The organism is Qipengyuania algicida, from assembly GCF_009828025.1.
In the GTDB taxonomy this organism is placed as follows: Bacteria; Pseudomonadota; Alphaproteobacteria; order Sphingomonadales; family Sphingomonadaceae; genus Qipengyuania; species Qipengyuania algicida.
On sequence record NZ_WTYA01000001.1, the window covers coordinates 306,317 to 324,156 of the forward strand.

A 17,840-nucleotide genomic window follows, 5' to 3' on the forward strand; every position below is an offset into this window, starting at 1 on the left:
CAGAGGGGGACCGACAGCCGGACGCGCTATCTATTTCGGGGGATGGTCGTGGCAAGTGCCGCGAAGCCGCGAGCCGTCTGTTGCAGTATAAGGAACCATAAAATGCGATTAATTTCAAACAAGACAGCCATTCTCACCCTCGCCGCTATGCTAGCCGCTCCGGCGACCAGCAGCCTGTCCGCTCAGGAGCAGCTGCCGGCCGCGCAGCAGGACCAGCAGGCGATGCAGGGCAATCAAGCCGCCGACAACTCCCAGATCAACGTGTGGGGCAATGTGCCGACCGATCTTTCCGGCATGGCCGACGGACCAAAGATCGACGGTGTGATCACCGCACGCAAGGGCAATCGGATGCAGGTGACCACATCCGATGGCACCGCCACGATGATTGCGATCTCCAGCGCGACGCAGATCAAATCCAGCGGCGGTTTCCTCGGCCTCAACAGCAACAAACTGGCCTCCGATTCGCTGCTGGCGGGCCTGCCCGTCACCGTCGAGACGAAGCAGTGGGGCAACAACCTCGTTGCCGCTGATGTCGATATGAAGAACAAGGATCTTCGCACTGCCGAGATGATCCATAATGGCACCAACCAGCGCTTTTCCGAACAGGGCGCAGCGATCGAACAGAATGCTGCGGCGACCGAAGCACTGCGCGGCCGCGTGGGTGACATCGACAAGTACAACATCAAGTCTACCACCAACGTCAATTTCGACACCGGCAAGTACAAGCTGTCAAACGAGGACAAGGCCAAACTTTGCCAGACCGCAACCCAGGCGGAGAGCACCGACAACGCCCTGCTGCTGGTGGTCGGCTACACCGATTCGACCGGCAGCCAGGAAGTCAACCAGCGTCTGAGCGAGAAGCGGGCGGCTGGCGTGGTCAACTATCTGCAACAGGCTTGCGGCTGGAAGCCGTGGCGGATGCTGACCCCGACCGGTATGGCCACGGCCGACCCGCTGGCCGACAACTCCACACCCGAAGGCAAGGCGCAGAACCGCCGCGTAGCGGTAAACATCCTCGTCTCCAAGAGCGTCGACGGGATGCAGTAACAACCCGTCGAAATAAGCGGCGTACTCTGCCGCTTAGCTCATGATAAGAACAGCGGCAGAGGTCATTTCTTATGACCTCTGCCGTTTTCATTTGTCCGGCTGCTGGAAGACGCGCCGCCCCAAGCCCCTTGCGCCCTGCTCGTGCGCACCATACCTTCACCCCAGCAATTCGCTGAGGGGAGAATTTGCATGACCACGAGCTATCGCAATGGCTTGCTTGCCGCTGTCGCTTCACTGGTGCTGGCGGGATGCGCCACGATGAATTCAGAGAAGCCGATGACCGCAGCAAACACCACTTCCGCCACCGCCGCCAACACCGCTGCAACTCCGGTTGCAGACGCTGCGCTGATCCCGCGCGAAGCCCTGTTCGGCAATCCGGTTAAGTCGGGCGGCGAGATCAGCCCGGACGGTAAGTGGCTGAGCTGGATGGCTCCGTGGCAGGACACGCTCAATATCTTTGTTGCGCCGGTCGATGATCCTGCGGCCGCAAGACGCATCACCAGCATCACCGATCGCCCCCCCGCAGGCTATATCTGGGCACCCGATGGCAAGAGCATTTTGTACGTCCAGGACAAAGGCGGCGACGAGAATTTCCTGCTTTACGGAGTCGATCTTGCGAGCGGAAAGGAAACCAAGCTGACCCCGTTCGACAAGACGCGGGTGCAGTTGCTTGGGGCATCGACGGTAATCAAGGACAAGGTGCTGGTCGGGCTCAACAACCGCAACCCGCAGTTCCACGACGTCTATTTGCTCGATCTCAACACGGGCAAGCTCACCGAAGTGCTCCAGAACGATGGCTATGCCGGCTTCATGGCCGACAACAACCTCAAGCTGCGGATGGCGACCCGTCCCAACGCCGAAGGCGGGACCGACTTCTTCTCCATCAGCGATGGGAAAATTGCCGACACTCCGGTGGAAAGCACCACGCTCGACGATGCGCTGACAACCAGCCCCGCCGGCTTCACCACCGACGGCAAGACGCTCTACTGGATCGACAGCCGCGGGCGCGACACCGCAGCGCTGTACGCGCAGGATGTCGCCACTGGCAAACGCACGTTGATCGCGGAAAATCCCAAGGCGGATATCGGCGGCACCTTGCGCGATTCGAAAACCGGCGTGGTCGAGGCCTATTCGGTCAATTATCTGACGAGGGAATGGACCGCGCTCGATCCGGAGATGAAGGCATCATTCGACTTCTTGCGCAGCAAGCTGAAGGGCGATTTCGGCGTCCAGTCGAGCACCGACGACGATGCCGTCTGGGTGGTATGGAACGATCCCGTCACCAGCCCGAGCAGGACCTATATCTACGATCGCAAGGCGGGCACACTGACCGATTTCTACACCACCAGGCCGGAACTCGAAGGCGCTCCGCTTCAGCCCATGCATCCGCTGGCGATCAAGGCGCGCGACGGTCTGACGCTGGTGTCTTATCTCACCCTGCCGCCGGGCAGCGATCCCGACGGTAACGGCATTCCGGACAAGCCGGTGCCGATGGTGATGCTCGTCCACGGCGGTCCGTGGGCGCGCGACACTTACGGCTACAATACGACACACCAGTGGCTCGCCAATCGCGGGTACGCGGTGATGAGCGTCAACTACCGCGGCTCTACCGGCTTCGGGAAGAACTTCATCAACGCGGGCAATCTCAAATGGCGCACCGCAATGCAGGACGACCTTGAGGACGCCAAGGAGTGGGCGATCAAGCAAGGCATCACCAGCCAAGGCGGTGTTGCGATCATGGGCGGCAGCTACGGCGGCTATGCGACGCTCGCCAACCTTGCATTTTATCCAGAGCGTTTTGCCTGCGGCGTCGATATCGTCGGGCCGTCGAACCTCGAAACACTGCTCAAGACGATCCCGCCCTACTGGAAGCCGATCATCCAGCAGTTCCACGACCGGATGGGCAACCCGACCACCCCCGAAGGCCTCGCCGCGATCAAGGCGGACAGCCCGCTCTATTCGGCAGACAAGATCAAAAAGCCGCTGCTGATCGGTCAGGGTGCCAACGATCCGCGCGTCAACAAGGCCGAGAGCGACCAGATCGTTGCAGCAATGGAAAAGGCACAAATCCCGGTCACCTATGTGCTGTTTCCCGATGAAGGGCATGGCTTCCGCAAGCCGGACAACAACATCGCCTTCAATGCGGTAGCGGAGAATTTCCTCGCCCCGTGCCTTGGTGGCCGCGCGCAGCCGATTGGCGATGCGGTCAAGGATTCGACTGCCGAGATCATCGCTGGCTCACAATTCGTCAAAGGACTTGGATCGACCGAGGGCAGTTGACGAACCCACTCGGCACAGCCGACAAGCAGACCCGCGCGGGGAACACCCTCCCCGTGCCGGTCTTGCTTTGGGAGAGAGACGATAATGAGCACGCGCAAGGCAATCTTCATCACCGGCGGAGCCTCCGGCATCGGGCGCGCGATCGCCGTCCATTTCGGCAACAAGGGCTGGTTCGTCGGTCTGGGCGATGTCGATGAAGCCGGGATGCACGCGACCGAGGATATGCTTCCGGGCGGATTCTCCTACGCCCATGTGTTCGACGTGCGCGACCGCGCGGCCTGGGATGTTGCGCTCGACGCGTTCGCCACCGCTGCTGGCGGCAAAATCCATGTGCTCGCCAACAACGCCGGGATCCCGCTGGGCGGTGCGCTGATCGAGAATAGCCCTGAGGAAATAGATCGCTGCATGGACATCAACCTCAAGGGCGTGTTCTTCGGCGCACAGGCGGCGTATGTATGGCTCAAGCGCAGTGCTCCGGGATCGTGCCTGCTCAACACTGCCAGCGCCGCAGGGATTTATGGCACACCCGGCGCGAGCGTCTATTCGGCCACGAAATTCGGCGTGCGCGCGCTGACCGAAAGCCTCGATGCCGAATGGGCCGAGGATGGGATCAAGGTCCGCTCGCTGATGCCCGGCTTCATCGACACGCCGCTCCTCGACAAGAATCCGCACCATGGCGCAAACGAGGATATCCGCAGCCGCGTGACTGAAGCGGGGCTGGAGATCACACCGGCCAGCGAAGTCGCGGAAGCTGCCTGGAATGCCGTTCATGGCGACAAGCTGCACACACTTGTCGGCAAGACCGCCAAGAACCTCGCATTCGGCGCGCGCTGGATGCCCGGACGTGTCCGGAAGCAGGTGCGCGGATCGGCTCGCCCGCTGGGCAAGTGATCCGCCCGCCCCCTAGGCCAGCAGCTTGTCGATCTTGCGCGCCAGCTTGACGTCGCGCAGGCTCAACCCGCCTGCGTCATGCGTGGTGAGGGTGATTTCGACCTTGTTGTAGACATTGAACCACTCGGGATGATGATCCTTGCGTTCGGCCAGCATGGCAACGCGCGTCATGAAAGCGAAGGCTTCGGAGAAATTGGCGAATTCGAAGGTCCGCTCTATCGCACTGTCATCGCGACAAAGCCTCCATTCGCTGAGCGCATCAAGCCAGCTTTTGCGCTCGTCTTTGGTCAATTGCTCTACCGACACTGTATTCTCCACTCACCATGCGGACAGGCCGCTTGTCCGTCTGGCGGCTTTTGCCTAACCGGCAATGTCATGCAAGCTTCGGCGCTCACAGCATGGGAATTGTTCTGCCGACGGGGCGACCGTTTGCTGTTTGGCTCGCTCGACATCTGGGTAGAAGCGGGCGGCGCGGTGCACCTCGTCGGGCCCAACGGGATCGGCAAGTCTTCGCTGTTGCAGATTCTCGCCGGACTGCGCCCTTCGTCACCATCGGACCGGCTGGGGGCAGCGGATGTGAAACGCGGAAGCGTGGCCTGGCAAGGGCGCCTCGGCCTGCTCGATGCACACTGCACGCTTGACGAGGTCTTGCCGCTCGAGAACGCCCTTGCATTCTGGGCGCGGATCGACGGAGCTGCACGCAGCGATCAAAGCGCAGCAATGGTGCGCATGGGACTGTCCTCACTGACAGATGTCCCGGTGCGTTATCTTTCGACCGGGCAGCGCAAACGGGCGGGATTCGCGCGGCTCCTGATCCAGAACGCCGATCACTGGCTGCTCGATGAGCCGCTCAACGGTCTGGACATCGATGGGGTGGCGCTGGTCGAAGAGTTGATCGCAGAGCGGCGCGCGGCGGGCGGAGCGATTGTCGTCGCTTCGCACCAGCCGATCGCTCTGCCCGATGCGCAGGCGATAGACCTGAGAGACCATCCGTGGTGATGCTGACTCTCCTCAAGCGCGATCTTGCAATACTGCTCCCCGGTGGAAGGCGCGGCGGATCGCTGCTGCCGCTGTTGTTCTTCCTCGCCGTTGCAATGCTCTATCCCTTCGCAGTTGGACCCGAGCCGCAATTGCTCGCACGCACCGGTGGTGGAGTGATCTGGGTCGCGGCGCTGCTCGCGGCGATCCTCCCGCTGGAACGGTTGGTCGCTGCGGATCTCGAAAGCGGCGTATTCGATCAGCTCGCTCTACGCGGCGTGGCGGAAGAAGCGGCGATGTCCAGCCGGATGATCGCGCATTGGCTCGCGTTCGCACCCCTGTTACTGATTGCCGCTCTGCCCGCTTCAGCGCTCCTTGGCCTGCCGGGAGACAAGCTCACAACCTTGCTGCTCGGCCTGCTGGCGGGAACGCCGGGTCTTGCGGCAATCGGTCTCACCATCGCTGCGCTCACCGCCAGCCTGCGCGGCGGGGCGGCTCTGGCCGGTCTGATGCTCATCCCCCTCGCCATTCCGATCCTGATTTTCGGGGCAGGATCACTGGCTCGGCCCGATCCGTCGGCGATCGCATTCGCCGCAGCAATCAGCTTTCTGTTTGTCGCCATAGCACCTTTTGCAGCAGCGGCCGCAATCCGATCTGTCCGCGACGCCTGAGTATTCCATCGCGCTGCGCACAAACGAGCAGCCATAATGCGCCGATGGGAGGTCTAAGTAGATTTACGGTAAGGCCCGTTCACGGCAAAATCCGGATTTCCCGATAAGCAGCCACAAGGATCCAGAACTATTGGGGGCCGAAATGTGGCGTCCGCTATTCGCCCATCTTGCGTTTCAGACTGACGACGACGATCTCATTCGTGCGCAATTCCAGTCGCTCACCAAACAGATTCCGCTGATCTACATGATCCTGATCTGCAATGCTCTCGTCATTGCGATTGAGTTCTACCGTGCCGACCTCGTATTCCTGACTCTGGTCATGCCCCTGTGCTTCTGCTCCATCGCTGCCTTGCGCGCTTGCTGGTGGTGGAAACGCCGCAGCGTGCCGATGGAAGCGAACATGAATCTGGTCAAAATGATCCGGCGGACGTGCAGTCTCGCGGTCGTTATGACGTTGATCTTTACCGGATGGTGCCTCGCGATTTACCCTTTGGGCACCCCCTACACGCGCGGCCACCTGACCTTCTTTCTCGGCCTCACTCTGGTCAGTTCCGTGTTCTGCCTACTGGCGGTCCGTGTGGTGGCGATCCGCGTGGCAGCCACCAGTTGCAGTCTGTTCGTCGGCTATTTCGCCTGGGTCGAGGACGGCGAGATGCTGTCCTCATCTCTGGTTCTGCTGTTCGTTACTGTGGGCATGATCGTGGTGGCGTCGCGCTATAATGAAGATTTCTCTGAGCTGATCCGCTCGCAACGCGACCTGAAAAACCAGAAGGCAGAAGCGGAACGACTGAGCGAGGAAAACCGTCGCGTTGCCTTTACCGACCAGCTCAGCGGCTTGCCCAATCGCAGGAAACTGCTGAGCCATCTCAATCTGCTGGAGCAACGTCCCCACATCTCCACCGACAGCCAAGCAGTGATGTTCATCGATCTGGACGGGTTCAAGGACATCAACGACGCGCATGGTCATCAGGCGGGCGACGCACTGATCAGCGAGATCAGCTCGCGACTTCAATCGACGTGCCCGGATTTCGCGACACTGACACGGATCGGCGGTGACGAGTTCGCCATTCTGATCGAAACGCCTCATGCGACCCAAGCAGCACAGGAGCTGGCGAACAAGGTAAGTGCGAAAATCTGCCAGCCACTGACCATTGACGGACATGTCCTGCAAGTCGGCGCCAGCATCGGAATTGCGTCAAATTTCGACGGCCAATCGACCGGCCTCGAACTGCTCCGTCGTGCCGATATGGCCATGTATCACGTCAAGACCGGGGGCAAGGGTAAGGTCGCGCTATATGACGCCAGCTTCGATCAAGGCCGGTTGCACAGGCTCGAGATCGAACAGCAGATCGGGCGCGGCCTCAGGAACGGTGAATTCGAAGTCCACTACCAACCGCTCGTCAATGCAGAAACTGGTGAAATCATCGCCGCCGAAGCGCTGCTCCGATGGCCTCGCCGCCGGGAAGGCCAGCTCAATCCTCAACGGATCGTCGAAGTTGCCGAAATGACTGGCCAGATTCACCCACTCGGTCAGTTCGTTCTCGAGCGCGCCTGTCGGGATTTTGCGTTGATCGAAGACCTGAAAGTCAGCGTCAACGTTTCGCCCAGCCAGTTCCAGGATCCCGGCTTCAGTCATCATGTCGATGCGGTCCTGCGCGATTGCGGCCTGCCCCACCAAAGGCTGCAGCTTGAGATCACCGAGGGCTATCTGCTGACCAATCCCGAACGCGCGATCGCGGCGGTCAGTCGATTCAAGAAGATGGGCATGTCGGTGGCGCTCGACGATTTCGGCACCGGCTTCACCAGCATCCATTACCTGCGCTCCTACGGCTTCAGCCATATCAAGATCGACAAATCACTGATCACTGGCCTGACCACCGACAGCAACACGATCTCGCTGATCACCGGCGCAATCTATCTCGCTCGCGGCCTCAACTTGCGCGTGATCGTGGAAGGTGTGGAAACGGAAGATCAGGCGCAAATCCTCAGGGCAATCGGCTGTCACAACATGCAGGGATACCACTTCGGGCGACCGATGCCGTTTGACGAGTTCGTTCGCCTTTGCAAACGCAACGCTGGGACGTCCGAAACGGAATTAAGGAAGATCGCCTGACGCGGGCGCACCTTGAACCAGCCAAAACCAGTCCGATTTCAGTCTGTAGGCGGTTGCCAGAGCTCTATCGGATTGCCTTCGGGGTCATGAATACGCGCGAACCGGCCCGTTTCCGGGCTGTCCCACTCGGCATTAGTGACGGCTTCGACGCCAGCCTGCTTTAGCATGGCCAGCATCGCATCAGATCATCAACCCGCAGGTTGAGCATCCACTGCTTGTCCGCTGACCAATAATCGGTGCTCGCCTGGAACGGCATGAACACTGTCGGTCCTGCCTGTTGCTGCCACGGATCCCATCCCTCGGGCACGATGCCAAGATGCGTGCGATACCATGCCTTCAGCGTGTCGGGATCATTCGCCCGAAAAAACACACCGCCAATTCCGGTAATACCCATGACAAGCCCTCCTCTTGCTCAAGAGGCGCGCCAGCATATCCTGCGATGACATCGGCGCTAAGCACAAATCGTCAGGCGTAAGGCGGCCGGTGCAGGCCCTTGGGGCTTTCGGTGAAGATCTCGCAACCCGTCTCGGTAATGGCGATCGAATGTTCGAATTGCGCCGAGAGGCTCTTGTCTCGCGTCACCGCGGTCCATCCGTCACTCAGCATCTTGGCATGCGGACGACCGAGGTTGATCATCGGTTCGATGGTGAAGAACATTCCCGGCTTGAGCAGCGGACCGATGCCCGCACGCCCGGCATGGATCACCTCGGGCGCGTCATGGAACAGCCGTCCGACACCGTGCCCGCAAAATTCGCGCACCACACCATAGCGGTGCTGGCGCGCGTGCTGTTCGATGACTGCACCGATATCGCCCAACCGCGCTCCGGGCCTGGCCGCCTCGATCCCCAGCATCAGGCATTCATAGGTCACATCGACCAGTCGCTTGGCCTTGAGCGGCACCTCGCCGACGAAATACATCCGGCTGGTATCGCCATGCCAGCCGTCGAGCAGGGGGGTCACATCGACATTGACTATGTCGCCGTCCTTCAGCGTCTTTTCGCTCGGAATACCGTGGCAGATCACATGGTTGACCGAGATGCAGCAGCTATGGGTGTAGCCGCGATAGCCCAGCGTTGCGGGCACTGCGCCGCCGTCGAATGTCATTTCCCGCACCCGGTCGTCGATGGCGCTGGTGGCAATGCCGGGCTCGATCATGGTGGCAACCTCGTCCAGGATTTCAGCCGCCAGCCGTCCGGCGCGGCGCATCCCTTCGAAGCCTGCTTCATTGTGGAGTTTGATGGTGCCGTCGCGATAAACGGCCTCGTCACTATCGATCGTCTGGTATTCGGTCATAGGCGCTATCTAGCGATTGCCGCGTCAAATTGCGAGCGGTCAGCGGCTAATGGTGAAAGCGGAGGCATATTCGGGCTTTACGGCATCGATGATCGCGGAATCGACAGGGAAGGTCAGCTCATAGCTGCCTTCGGCATAGGGTCCGGCGACATAGGGGCCGAACCAGATGCCGATGCGGTCGAATTTCTCACCTCCACTCGATCCGGGCAAAATCGTGGCTTCGTCGAGATGCGGGCAGCCATTGAGAAAATCGTCCGAGCCGCTGGGCTTGGGAATCGGCTCCCCCCGCTTCTTTGCCCGGGCTTTGTCCAGCTTTTCGCACAGCGTGGGGCCAAGCGCCCGCTCCAGCGCTCCGGGAGAACGGAACATTTCCTTGCCCGTCACCGCACGGCCCACGCGCTTATCCCACACCAGGGAACTCAACCCGGTCATTCCATGCGCGCCGCCTGAATAGACGTAGGCGAGATCGGACAGGCTGAGCCATTGCGGCAAATCCGCGACAACTTGCCACTCATTCTTGGTCCCGAAACTGCGGCAGCTCGCGCAATCGTCGGGGGTGGAGGCCAGCGCCTGATTCCATTGAGCTTTCTGGCTGGCCAGTGCCTTGTCGCGTTCGCGGGTCAGCAGCGCGGCGAGTTTGGGGATCGCGCTGACCGCCGCGGGCCAACTATAGGAGAACCTGCGGCTTCCTTCCACCTTACCCGGTGCGGTCTCATTATCGGTGAAATCTACCGGCTTTGCATCCGCCGCCGCCTGCTTCACCGCCGAAGCTGTGGCCTGCGCAGCAACCGACCTGCCATGGTCGGGCGCTACGGCGGTCTGTTTCTTCATGTCTCTCGGCGAGGAACAGCCTGCGCTCGACAGGGCGAGCATTATCGGGAAGAGGGGACTTCGTAGCAGTCGTTGGAGCATGATGCCCCAATGCCATGAAACCCGCCGCTCAGGAAAGGCGCAATGACAGAAACTCCACTTATCCAGCCAGACCGGGGGCAGGACGCGATTGCCCTCCACCTCGTCAACAAGGACAGTTTCGAGAGCTGGGCCAAGTCGCTATCCGCCCCTCAGCGCGCCGTTCTGGCCGCGCAGAAGTTCGACGGGGCCGGATACCAGACCGCGATCATCCCCGATGGCGAGAGCTGGTTCGCGGTCGGCGGTGTGGCCGATCCGGACAGGCTGTCTAGCTGGTGCATGGCAAAACTTGCGGAAATTCTGCCCGCAGGCACCTATCGCCGCGCTTCCGGAGAACCCGGACCGGCGCTGCATGGCTGGCAGACCGCGCAATATGCGTTCACGCGCTACCACCGCAACGAACACGCCACCGGACCGCGCATCCTTCTGACCAAGGAGGTCGGGCGGATCGATCCCGCCATCGCCGAGGCGCGCGCAGTCGGCTTGGTCCGCGATCTGGTCAACACGCCTGCCGAGGACATGGGCCCTGCTGCGCTCGAGGAAACCGCCGAAAAGCTCGCTAAGAATCATGGCGCGGAACTCGAAGTGATCCGCGGCGATGCGCTGGAGCGCGACTATCCGATGGTCCATGCGGTCGGCCGCGCAGCCGCGCGCAGCCATGCACCTCGCCTGATCCACCTCACCTGGGGCAAGCCGGACGCGCCGGTGCTGGCGATCGTCGGCAAGGGCGTGTGCTTTGATTCGGGCGGGCTCGACGTCAAAAGCTCCAGCGGGATGCTGCTGATGAAAAAGGACATGGGCGGAAGCGCACATGCGCTGGCACTCGCCTCGCTGGTAATGGGCGGCCATCTGCCGGTGCGCCTGCACCTGTTCGTGCCCGCGGTCGAAAACGCGATTTCGGGCAACAGCTTCCGCCCCGGAGATGTGCTCAAGAGCCGCAAGGGGTTAACGGTAGAGATCGGCAACACCGATGCCGAAGGGCGGCTGATCCTCGGCGATGCACTGGCGCGTGCGAGCGAGGAAAAGCCCGAACTCATCATCGATTTCGCCACCCTCACCGGCGCGGCCCGCGTGGCCCTCGGCCCCGACCTGCCCGCGCTGATGACGCGCCGCGACGAGACCGCGCATGCATTGATCGAAGCGGGCCTCGCGCATGATGACGAGGTCTGGCGCCTCCCGCTTCCCGACGCCTATCGCGATTATCTCTCCTCCGAAATCGCCGATACCAACAACACCCATACCAACGGCTTTGCCGGGGCGAGCATCGCCGGGCTGTTCCTCGACCGCTTCGTGGGCGAGGAGATCGACTGGGCGCATTTCGACACTTTCGCATGGCGCCCCACGCACAAGCCCGGCCGGCCCAAGGGCGGCGAGGCGCTCGGCCTGCGCGCGTCATGGCATATGCTGAGGGCACGCTTTGGCTAACGTCATCGCGGGCACAGATGGGCAGTTTGGCCACCTGACTGTGCCCCCATCCGGTACAATTTGCCCGCCGCGCTTGCCCCTTTTCGCCTCTGACGGTAAGCGCGCGGTTTACACATGAAATGGACCTTTTCTTCGTGACCGACGCTCCCACCGGAGAGCTGGCCCTGACCGGGCCGAGCAAGACGCTCGATGCAGCGCATTGGCCGGTGCGCGGGGATCTGGCGCACATTCGCCTGGCAGGGCTGTGCTTCGTCCCGCATTACGCAGTTCCGATGGCCCATCGCCTCACCACATCAGCAACCTTGCATGCCGCGCAGGGAGACCATTCACCAGAACGCGCCGCGCTGACCGCCGGAACGCTGTTCAACGTGCTCGACATCTCGGGCAATTGGGCTTGGGGACAGGTCGGGGAGGATGGCTTCGTCGGCTATCTCCCGCTCGCAGTGCTCGAACGGGTATGACGCGTTCGGTCTTTGTGGACGGAGCCGCAGGGACAACCGGGCTCGAAATCCTCGAACGGCTCGCCCCGCGCGACGAATTTGCGCTGATTACGCTCGACGAGGCGCATCGCAAGGATGTGTCCGCCCGTCGCGATGCGCTTAACGAAGCCGATTTCGCGATCCTGTGCCTGCCCGACGATGCAGCGCGCGAAGCGGTCGAGCTGCTCAACCCGGCGGCGGGAACCCGCGTCATCGACGCATCCAGCGCGCATCGCACCGATGATGACTGGCTCTACGGATTTCCCGAGCTGGTCGGGCGCGAGCGCATGGCCGAAGCGCGGCGGGTGAGCAATCCGGGCTGCTATCCCACCGGCTTTCTCGGGCTGGTCGCGCCGTTGGTGCGTGCCGGATTACTGCCTGCCGACTGGCCCTATACCGTCAATGCGGTGAGCGGCTATTCGGGCGGCGGCAAGGCGCTGATCGAACGGTTCGACGCCGAAGGTGACATCGCCTTTCGCGCCTATGCGCTGGGCCTCGAACACAAGCATCGGCCCGAAATGCAGGTCCATGCCGGGCTGAAGCACGGCGTCATCTTCGCCCCTGCCGTCGTCCCCGCCTATCGCGGGATGGTGGTGGAAGTGCCACTGCACTTGGGCGCCATGGACGGCAACGTGACCGCCAATGCGCTACGCACCGAATTGCAGAAATTCTACGCCGCATCGCCGATCGTAACCGTGCGCGACGCCGGGCCGCTCGACGAGGTGCTGCTGCACGCCGCCCAGCCGTCGCACGATGGCATGACGCTGCATGTTCGCGGCAGTGAGGACGGTTATCACGTCCGCCTGATCGCGGTGCTCGACAACCTCGGCAAGGGCGCCAGCGGCGCCGCGATCCAGTCACTCAACCTGATGTGCGGCCTGCCCGAAACGAGCGGCCTGCGGCTGGGTTCTGCCCAATAAACAGGCAGCACCCGGCTAACGTTTAGGCATCGCAATGCTTCGCCACAAATGCTGCATTGCGCCATCATTCACGCTGGCATTGCGAAAATTACACAAACCGACCCTTGCATGATGCGTTGCATGGTCTAGGCCATGGGTTAACGCGGTTGGCACGATTCTTGGAACTTTGCGTGAGTAGACGCGCGGGAGGCATTCGGGGCCGACCATAGCCAGCGGGAGCATCGTACAAGGTGAAAAAGGTCGAAGCGATCATCAAACCCTTCAAGCTCGACGAGGTGAAGGAGGCGCTGCACGAAATCGGCGTGTCCGGCATCACGGTCACCGAAGCCAAGGGTTTCGGACGCCAGAAGGGCCATACCGAACTTTATCGCGGGGCCGAATATGTGGTCGACTTCCTGCCCAAGGTGAAGCTTGAAGTGGTGGTATCCGACGACCAGGCCGATCGCACCGTGGAAGCGATTGCCGCCGCGGCCCAGACCGGGCGGATCGGCGACGGCAAGATATTCGTGACCAACATCGAAACCGCGCTGCGCATCCGCACGGGCGAACGCGACGACGATGCGATCTGATCAGAGCGCAACCACTCTCGCAACGCATTCAGACTGACAACAATTCGACAACGGAGACGTATTCAAATGTCCAAGGCTAAACAGGTCCTCAAGCAAATCGAGGAAGACGGCATCGAGTGGGTGGACCTGCGTTTCACCGATCCCAAGGGCAAGTGGCAGCACCTGACCATGGTCTCCAAGGTGCTGGGCGAAGATGAGCTCGAAGACGGACTGATGTTCGACGGCTCCTCGATCGCGGGTTGGAAAGCGATCAACGAAAGCGACATGATCCTCAAGCCTGACCTCGAAACGGTTTATGTCGATCCGTTCAGCGCAGAGCCGATGATGATCGTGTTCTGCGACATCGTCGAACCTTCGACTGGCGACTGGTATGCGCGCGATCCGCGGACCACTGCCAAGCGCGCGGAAAACTACCTCAAATCGACCGGTATCGGCGATACCGTCTACGTCGGACCGGAAGCTGAATTCTTCATGTTCGACGATGTCCGGTTTGAAGATGGCTACGCCGGTTCGGGCTTCGCCATCGACGACATTGAACTGCCGACCAACACCGGCAAGGAATATGAAGGCGGCAACATGGCTCATCGGCCGCGCGCCAAGGGTGGCTATTTCCCGGTTGCGCCGGTCGACAGCGCCGTCGACATCCGTGGCGAGATGGTTTCGACCATGCTCGAAATGGGTCTGCCCTGCGACAAGCATCACCACGAAGTCGCCGCCGCCCAGCACGAGCTTGGCCTGACTTTCGGCACGCTCGTGCAAACCGCGGACCGGATGCAGATCTACAAATATGTCGTACACCAGGTCGCCCATGCCTATGGCAAGACGGCGACCTTCATGCCCAAGCCGATCAAGGACGATAACGGTTCGGGGATGCACACCCACATGTCGATCTGGGAAAAGGGCAAGCCGACATTCGCGGGCAATGGCTATGCCGGCCTCAGCGACAACTGCCTCTATTACATCGGCGGCGTTATCAAGCACGCCAAGGCACTGAACGCCTTCACCAACCCGACCACCAACAGCTACAAGCGGCTGGTTCCAGGGTTCGAAGCGCCGGTGCTGCTGGCCTATTCGGCGCGCAACCGCTCTGCCTCCTGCCGCATCCCCTATGGTGCGGGCGAAAAGGCCAAGCGCGTGGAATTCCGCTTCCCCGATGCGATGGCCAACCCGTACCTCGCCTATGCAGCGCTGCTGATGGCGGGGCTGGACGGGATCCAGAACAAGATCCATCCGGGCGAGGCGATGGACAAGAACCTATACGACCTGCCGCCAGCCGAACTGGCCGACGTGCCGACCGTATGCGGCAGCTTGCGCGAAGCGCTCGAAGCGCTCGAGGCCGATCATGAGTTCCTGCTCAAGGGCGATGTGTTCACCAAGGACCAGATCGACGCCTATGCAGAGCTGAAATGGGAAGAAGTGCTCCGCGTGGAGACCACCCCCTGCCCGGCAGAGTTCGATCTGTACTATTCAGCTTAACCTCTTGCCGTCATAGGCACCGGTTCACCGAGGAGGGGCGTCCAGCGATGGGCGCCCCTTTCGCTTTGGGGCGGCGACACACTGCCGCCGCAAGTGCCGCCCGCTTGCCTTGCCTGCGCCAATCTATAAAGGCGCTGCCCATGGCCACGCGCCCTCGCCATCCATTCCGTTCCGGCTTGCGTCTGCCGGTCCTGCTGCTCGCCAGCATATTCCTGCTACGCGCGCTGGTGCCAGCGGGATGGATGCCGGTTGCCGGGCCGCACGGGCTCAGCCTTGCGGTATGCGATGGGATGGGGCCGCAAGCGGCGATGGCCAATATGGGCATGGCCTCGCACGGCGACCGGGATCATCCGGCACCGTCCAGCGACCACAGCCAGATCTGTCATTTCGCCAGCCTGTCACTGGCCCTGGACAAAGGCGGCACGCCGCCCGCTCTCCCGGCGCCGAAATGGCTGACCCGCCCTCCGCCCGGTCTGGTGCAGACCCCGGCCAGCCCGCAGCGGGTTGCGCGCGCGCTGCCCCCGCCACAAACCGGCCCCCCGGTTATCGAAAGAGCATGAGCCACAGCGGCCTTCGCGCCGCATGACTTTCCGGCCCGCGTGCTGCCATGGCGCGCGCTTCAGGCCGATATCTTTCGGAGAATGCCATGTACCGCTTTTCCCTCGGTGCAAGCGCGCTTGCGCTCGCCCTTCCGCTTGCTGCACACGCCCAATCTACGCCCGATCCCCTTACCGACACCATTGTCGTAACCGGCACGGCCGACACCGGTCAGGCGACGATTGCTGCCACCACCGCCGGAACCGCAACGGCCGATGCCACTGCCATCGCCGCCCGCCTACCCGGTGCCGGCGATGCCTTCAACGGGCCGCTTTCGGGTCGGCTGCAATATCGCGGCGTGACGGGCGATCGCCTGCTGGTGCGGATCGACGGGCAACGCTTTGAATCGGGCAGCCCTAACGAGATGGACCCGCCGCTGCACTATGCGCCGTTGCCGTTGCTCGAAAGCATCACGGTAGATCGCGGGGTTTCTCCGGTTCGCGACGGGCCAGGACTTGGTGGCGGTTTCGACGCCCATCTCAAATCGGTGCCTTTCGGCGCAAGCGGCGCGTTGCAGCCTTATGCCGATCTTTCCGCAGGTTACGATTCCAGCGATACGGGATGGTCGGGCGGCGGCATCGTCGGCCTCGCCAATGACCGCTATCGCATCGGCTTTATCGGATCGCACGAAGAAGGCGGCGATACCCGCATCCCCGGCGGCCGCATCCGCGACACCAGCTATGCGCGCGATGTCTATGGCGTGGAGGCGGGGATGAAGACCGCCAGCGGCGAACTCGACTTCGAAGTTCGCCAGCAGGACACCGGCCACGCCGGAACGCCCGCGCTGCCGATGGACATCGTTTTCTTCCACACGACCTTCGCCAATATGCACGGCGCCTTCGATCTGACCGACAGGCTGCATCTCGATGTCGGGCTGGGCTATAACGATGTGTCGCACGCGATGGACAATTTCACCAGCCGCCCCGCCCCTGCCGCTGCAATGATGTTCCGGCGGATCAACGTCCACAGCGACAGCTTCACTGGCCATGCCAATTTCACCCTTGGCAGCGCCACGCGCCATTTCGGCTTCGGAGCAGATTTCGAGGCCGCTGACCGCGATGCGCGCGTGGTCAATCCCAACAACGCCGGGTTCTATGTCGATGCACAGCCGCATGTGGTGAAGCACCGGGTAGGTGCCTATCTCGAATGGCGTGGCGGGCTTGGTCCGGTCAAAAGCGAGATCGGCGCGAGGATCGACCATCACGAAATGAGCGCAGGGATACCGCTGGTGGGACCGGCGCTGCCGATGGGCGCGCGCATGCTCGCCGCGCAGTTCATTGCTGGTCCGCGCGACTGGAGCGACGACACTGTCGATGTGGTGGCCCGGTTCTGGAGCCATCAGGGCGCTTTCACCCCGCGCCTGACGCTGGCGCGCAAGACCCGCGCCCCCAGCGCAATCGAGCGGTTTGCCTGGCTTCCGATCGAAGCCAGTGGCGGCCTCGCCGATGGCAATGTCTATATCGGCGATCCCACGCTGCGCCCGGAGATCGCATATATAGCGGAGGCCGGGGTCGATTGGGCGCAAGACGGTTTCTATGCCCGCCCCTCGGTCTATTACCGACGGATCGACCATTACATCCAAGGCGTCCCCTATGACGCGACACCGGGCGTGGTCGATTCCATGGTCGAGATGGTCGCATCGATGAATGGTGACGCGTCACCGCTGCGCTTCGCCAATGTCGATGCCGAAATCTATGGTGCCGATCTCGACTTCGGTACGCCGATCACCTCCAGTCTGCAGTTCGATGGCACCGCCACCTATGTGCGCGGCAAGCGACGTGACATATCCGACAATCTCTATCGCATCGCGCCGCCCAATCTGCGGCTCGATCTGACCTGGTCGCCCGGCGCGATGTGGTCACTGACCGCCGAAGGCGTGGGCTACGCAGCGCAGCGCGATGTCTCGGTCACCAATGGCGAGCAGTCCAGCGATGGCTATGTCATTGCCAATGTGTTCGGCCATGTGACGCCGATCCCGGGCCTGACGCTGTCGGCGGGTGTCGAAAACCTGTTCGACCGTCGCTATGCCCCGCATCTCGCCGGATACAACCGGGTAATGGATTCCGATGTGCCGGTCGGCGCGCGGCTGCCCGCGCCGAGACGTTCGGCATTCGTGCGTGCGCAGCTGCGTTTCTGAACTGGTCGCCCGCTACCCACCTTCATCGACGGGTGGCGGGCGCTCCGGCTGACGT

16 protein-coding genes and 1 pseudogene are annotated in these 17,840 nt (G+C 62.0%); 13 read left to right on the forward strand and 4 right to left on the reverse strand.

Annotation, left to right across the window (positions count from 1 at the left end; all coding sequences use genetic code 11):
- The first annotated feature begins 102 nt into the window (after window positions 1-102).
- The 3 genes from GRI58_RS01595 to GRI58_RS01605 all read left to right on the forward strand — a co-directional run bounded on the left by GRI58_RS01595 (window position 103) and on the right by GRI58_RS01605 (window position 4,218).
- Entirely contained in the window at window positions 103-1,047 is a 945-nt protein-coding gene (locus GRI58_RS01595) for an OmpA family protein (RefSeq protein ID WP_160751795.1), read from the forward strand.
- 189 nt (window positions 1,048-1,236) lie between these two features.
- A complete protein-coding gene (locus tag GRI58_RS01600) occupies window positions 1,237-3,327 on the forward strand; it encodes an alpha/beta hydrolase family protein (protein WP_237452004.1) in 2,091 nt (696 codons plus the stop codon).
- Between the two features lie 84 nt (window positions 3,328-3,411).
- The gene (locus tag GRI58_RS01605) at window positions 3,412-4,218 is read left to right on the forward strand and encodes an SDR family oxidoreductase (RefSeq protein WP_160751796.1); all 807 of its coding nucleotides are present in this window, start codon (window positions 3,412-3,414) and stop codon (window positions 4,216-4,218) included.
- Window positions 4,219-4,230: 12 nt separating this feature from the next.
- On the opposite strand, the gene GRI58_RS01610 is transcribed toward GRI58_RS01605, so the two are convergent.
- Entirely contained in the window at window positions 4,231-4,524 is a 294-nt protein-coding gene (locus tag GRI58_RS01610) for a 4a-hydroxytetrahydrobiopterin dehydratase (protein ID WP_160751797.1), read from the reverse strand.
- Window positions 4,525-4,593: 69 nt separating this feature from the next.
- Between GRI58_RS01610 and ccmA the strand changes: the two genes are divergently transcribed.
- From ccmA to GRI58_RS01625, 3 genes are all read left to right on the forward strand, one after another.
- On the forward strand, window positions 4,594-5,217 hold the full coding sequence (gene ccmA / locus GRI58_RS01615; protein ID WP_160751798.1) for a heme ABC exporter ATP-binding protein CcmA: 624 nt from the start codon (window positions 4,594-4,596) through the stop codon (window positions 5,215-5,217).
- Window positions 5,217-5,867 (forward strand): heme exporter protein CcmB, encoded by a 651-nt coding sequence (locus GRI58_RS01620; protein ID WP_160751799.1) that lies wholly within the window; start codon window positions 5,217-5,219, stop codon window positions 5,865-5,867. Before ccmA ends, GRI58_RS01620 begins: the two co-directional genes overlap by 1 nt.
- A gap of 142 nt (window positions 5,868-6,009) precedes the next feature.
- Window positions 6,010-7,980: a putative bifunctional diguanylate cyclase/phosphodiesterase gene (locus GRI58_RS01625; RefSeq protein WP_160751800.1), complete on the forward strand. Its 1,971-nt coding sequence runs from the start codon at window positions 6,010-6,012 to the stop codon at window positions 7,978-7,980.
- Between the two features lie 38 nt (window positions 7,981-8,018).
- Here GRI58_RS01625 and GRI58_RS01630 read toward each other — a convergent pair.
- The 3 genes and pseudogenes from GRI58_RS01630 to GRI58_RS01640 form a co-directional block, all read right to left on the reverse strand.
- Window positions 8,019-8,374 (reverse strand): annotated as a pseudogene (locus tag GRI58_RS01630) (VOC family protein).
- Window positions 8,375-8,445: 71 nt separating this feature from the next.
- The gene (map, locus tag GRI58_RS01635) at window positions 8,446-9,273 is read right to left on the reverse strand and encodes a type I methionyl aminopeptidase (RefSeq protein ID WP_160751801.1); all 828 of its coding nucleotides are present in this window, start codon (window positions 9,271-9,273) and stop codon (window positions 8,446-8,448) included.
- Between the two features lie 39 nt (window positions 9,274-9,312).
- On the reverse strand, window positions 9,313-10,104 hold the full coding sequence (locus tag GRI58_RS01640; protein ID WP_160751802.1) for a PdaC/SigV domain-containing protein: 792 nt from the start codon (window positions 10,102-10,104) through the stop codon (window positions 9,313-9,315).
- Between the two features lie 123 nt (window positions 10,105-10,227).
- Between GRI58_RS01640 and GRI58_RS01645 the strand changes: the two genes are divergently transcribed.
- The 7 genes from GRI58_RS01645 (at window position 10,228) to GRI58_RS01675 (ending at window position 17,785) form a co-directional block, all read left to right on the forward strand.
- A complete protein-coding gene (locus tag GRI58_RS01645; protein ID WP_160751803.1) occupies window positions 10,228-11,607 on the forward strand; it encodes a leucyl aminopeptidase family protein in 1,380 nt (459 codons plus the stop codon).
- Between the two features lie 119 nt (window positions 11,608-11,726).
- Window positions 11,727-12,068 (forward strand): SH3 domain-containing protein, encoded by a 342-nt coding sequence (locus GRI58_RS01650; RefSeq protein ID WP_160751804.1) that lies wholly within the window; start codon window positions 11,727-11,729, stop codon window positions 12,066-12,068.
- Window positions 12,065-13,006, forward strand: a complete 942-nt coding sequence (argC, locus tag GRI58_RS01655) for an N-acetyl-gamma-glutamyl-phosphate reductase (RefSeq protein ID WP_160751805.1) — start codon at window positions 12,065-12,067, stop codon at window positions 13,004-13,006. The genes GRI58_RS01650 and argC overlap by 4 nt, the downstream gene beginning before the upstream one ends.
- A gap of 230 nt (window positions 13,007-13,236) precedes the next feature.
- A complete protein-coding gene (locus GRI58_RS01660; protein ID WP_160751806.1) occupies window positions 13,237-13,575 on the forward strand; it encodes a P-II family nitrogen regulator in 339 nt (112 codons plus the stop codon).
- A gap of 66 nt (window positions 13,576-13,641) precedes the next feature.
- Window positions 13,642-15,051 (forward strand): type I glutamate--ammonia ligase, encoded by a 1,410-nt coding sequence (gene glnA, locus GRI58_RS01665; RefSeq protein ID WP_160751807.1) that lies wholly within the window; start codon window positions 13,642-13,644, stop codon window positions 15,049-15,051.
- Window positions 15,052-15,191: 140 nt separating this feature from the next.
- Entirely contained in the window at window positions 15,192-15,611 is a 420-nt protein-coding gene (locus GRI58_RS01670) for a hypothetical protein (protein WP_160751808.1), read from the forward strand.
- A gap of 86 nt (window positions 15,612-15,697) precedes the next feature.
- On the forward strand, window positions 15,698-17,785 hold the full coding sequence (locus GRI58_RS01675; protein WP_160751809.1) for a TonB-dependent receptor: 2,088 nt from the start codon (window positions 15,698-15,700) through the stop codon (window positions 17,783-17,785).
- Window positions 17,786-17,840 lie beyond the last annotated feature (55 nt).

Excerpts from the sequence above, each read along its gene's own strand:
- GRI58_RS01595 (WP_160751795.1), top strand. The coding sequence starts at position 103 with ATGCGATTAATTTCAAACAAGACAGCCATTCTCACCCTCGCCGCTATG.
- GRI58_RS01600 (WP_237452004.1), top strand. The coding sequence starts at position 1,237 with ATGACCACGAGCTATCGCAATGGCTTGCTTGCCGCTGTCGCTTCACTG.
- GRI58_RS01605 (WP_160751796.1), top strand. The coding sequence starts at position 3,412 with ATGAGCACGCGCAAGGCAATCTTCATCACCGGCGGAGCCTCCGGCATC.
- ccmA (WP_160751798.1), top strand. The coding sequence starts at position 4,594 with ATGCAAGCTTCGGCGCTCACAGCATGGGAATTGTTCTGCCGACGGGGC.
- GRI58_RS01620 (WP_160751799.1), top strand. The coding sequence starts at position 5,217 with ATGCTGACTCTCCTCAAGCGCGATCTTGCAATACTGCTCCCCGGTGGA.
- GRI58_RS01625 (WP_160751800.1), top strand. The coding sequence starts at position 6,010 with ATGTGGCGTCCGCTATTCGCCCATCTTGCGTTTCAGACTGACGACGAC.
- map (WP_160751801.1), bottom strand. The coding sequence starts at position 9,273 with ATGACCGAATACCAGACGATCGATAGTGACGAGGCCGTTTATCGCGAC.
- GRI58_RS01640 (WP_160751802.1), bottom strand. The coding sequence starts at position 10,104 with ATGAAGAAACAGACCGCCGTAGCGCCCGACCATGGCAGGTCGGTTGCT.
- GRI58_RS01645 (WP_160751803.1), top strand. The coding sequence starts at position 10,228 with ATGACAGAAACTCCACTTATCCAGCCAGACCGGGGGCAGGACGCGATT.
- GRI58_RS01650 (WP_160751804.1), top strand. The coding sequence starts at position 11,727 with ATGGACCTTTTCTTCGTGACCGACGCTCCCACCGGAGAGCTGGCCCTG.
- argC (WP_160751805.1), top strand. The coding sequence starts at position 12,065 with ATGACGCGTTCGGTCTTTGTGGACGGAGCCGCAGGGACAACCGGGCTC.
- glnA (WP_160751807.1), top strand. The coding sequence starts at position 13,642 with ATGTCCAAGGCTAAACAGGTCCTCAAGCAAATCGAGGAAGACGGCATC.
- GRI58_RS01670 (WP_160751808.1), top strand. The coding sequence starts at position 15,192 with ATGGCCACGCGCCCTCGCCATCCATTCCGTTCCGGCTTGCGTCTGCCG.
- GRI58_RS01675 (WP_160751809.1), top strand. The coding sequence starts at position 15,698 with ATGTACCGCTTTTCCCTCGGTGCAAGCGCGCTTGCGCTCGCCCTTCCG.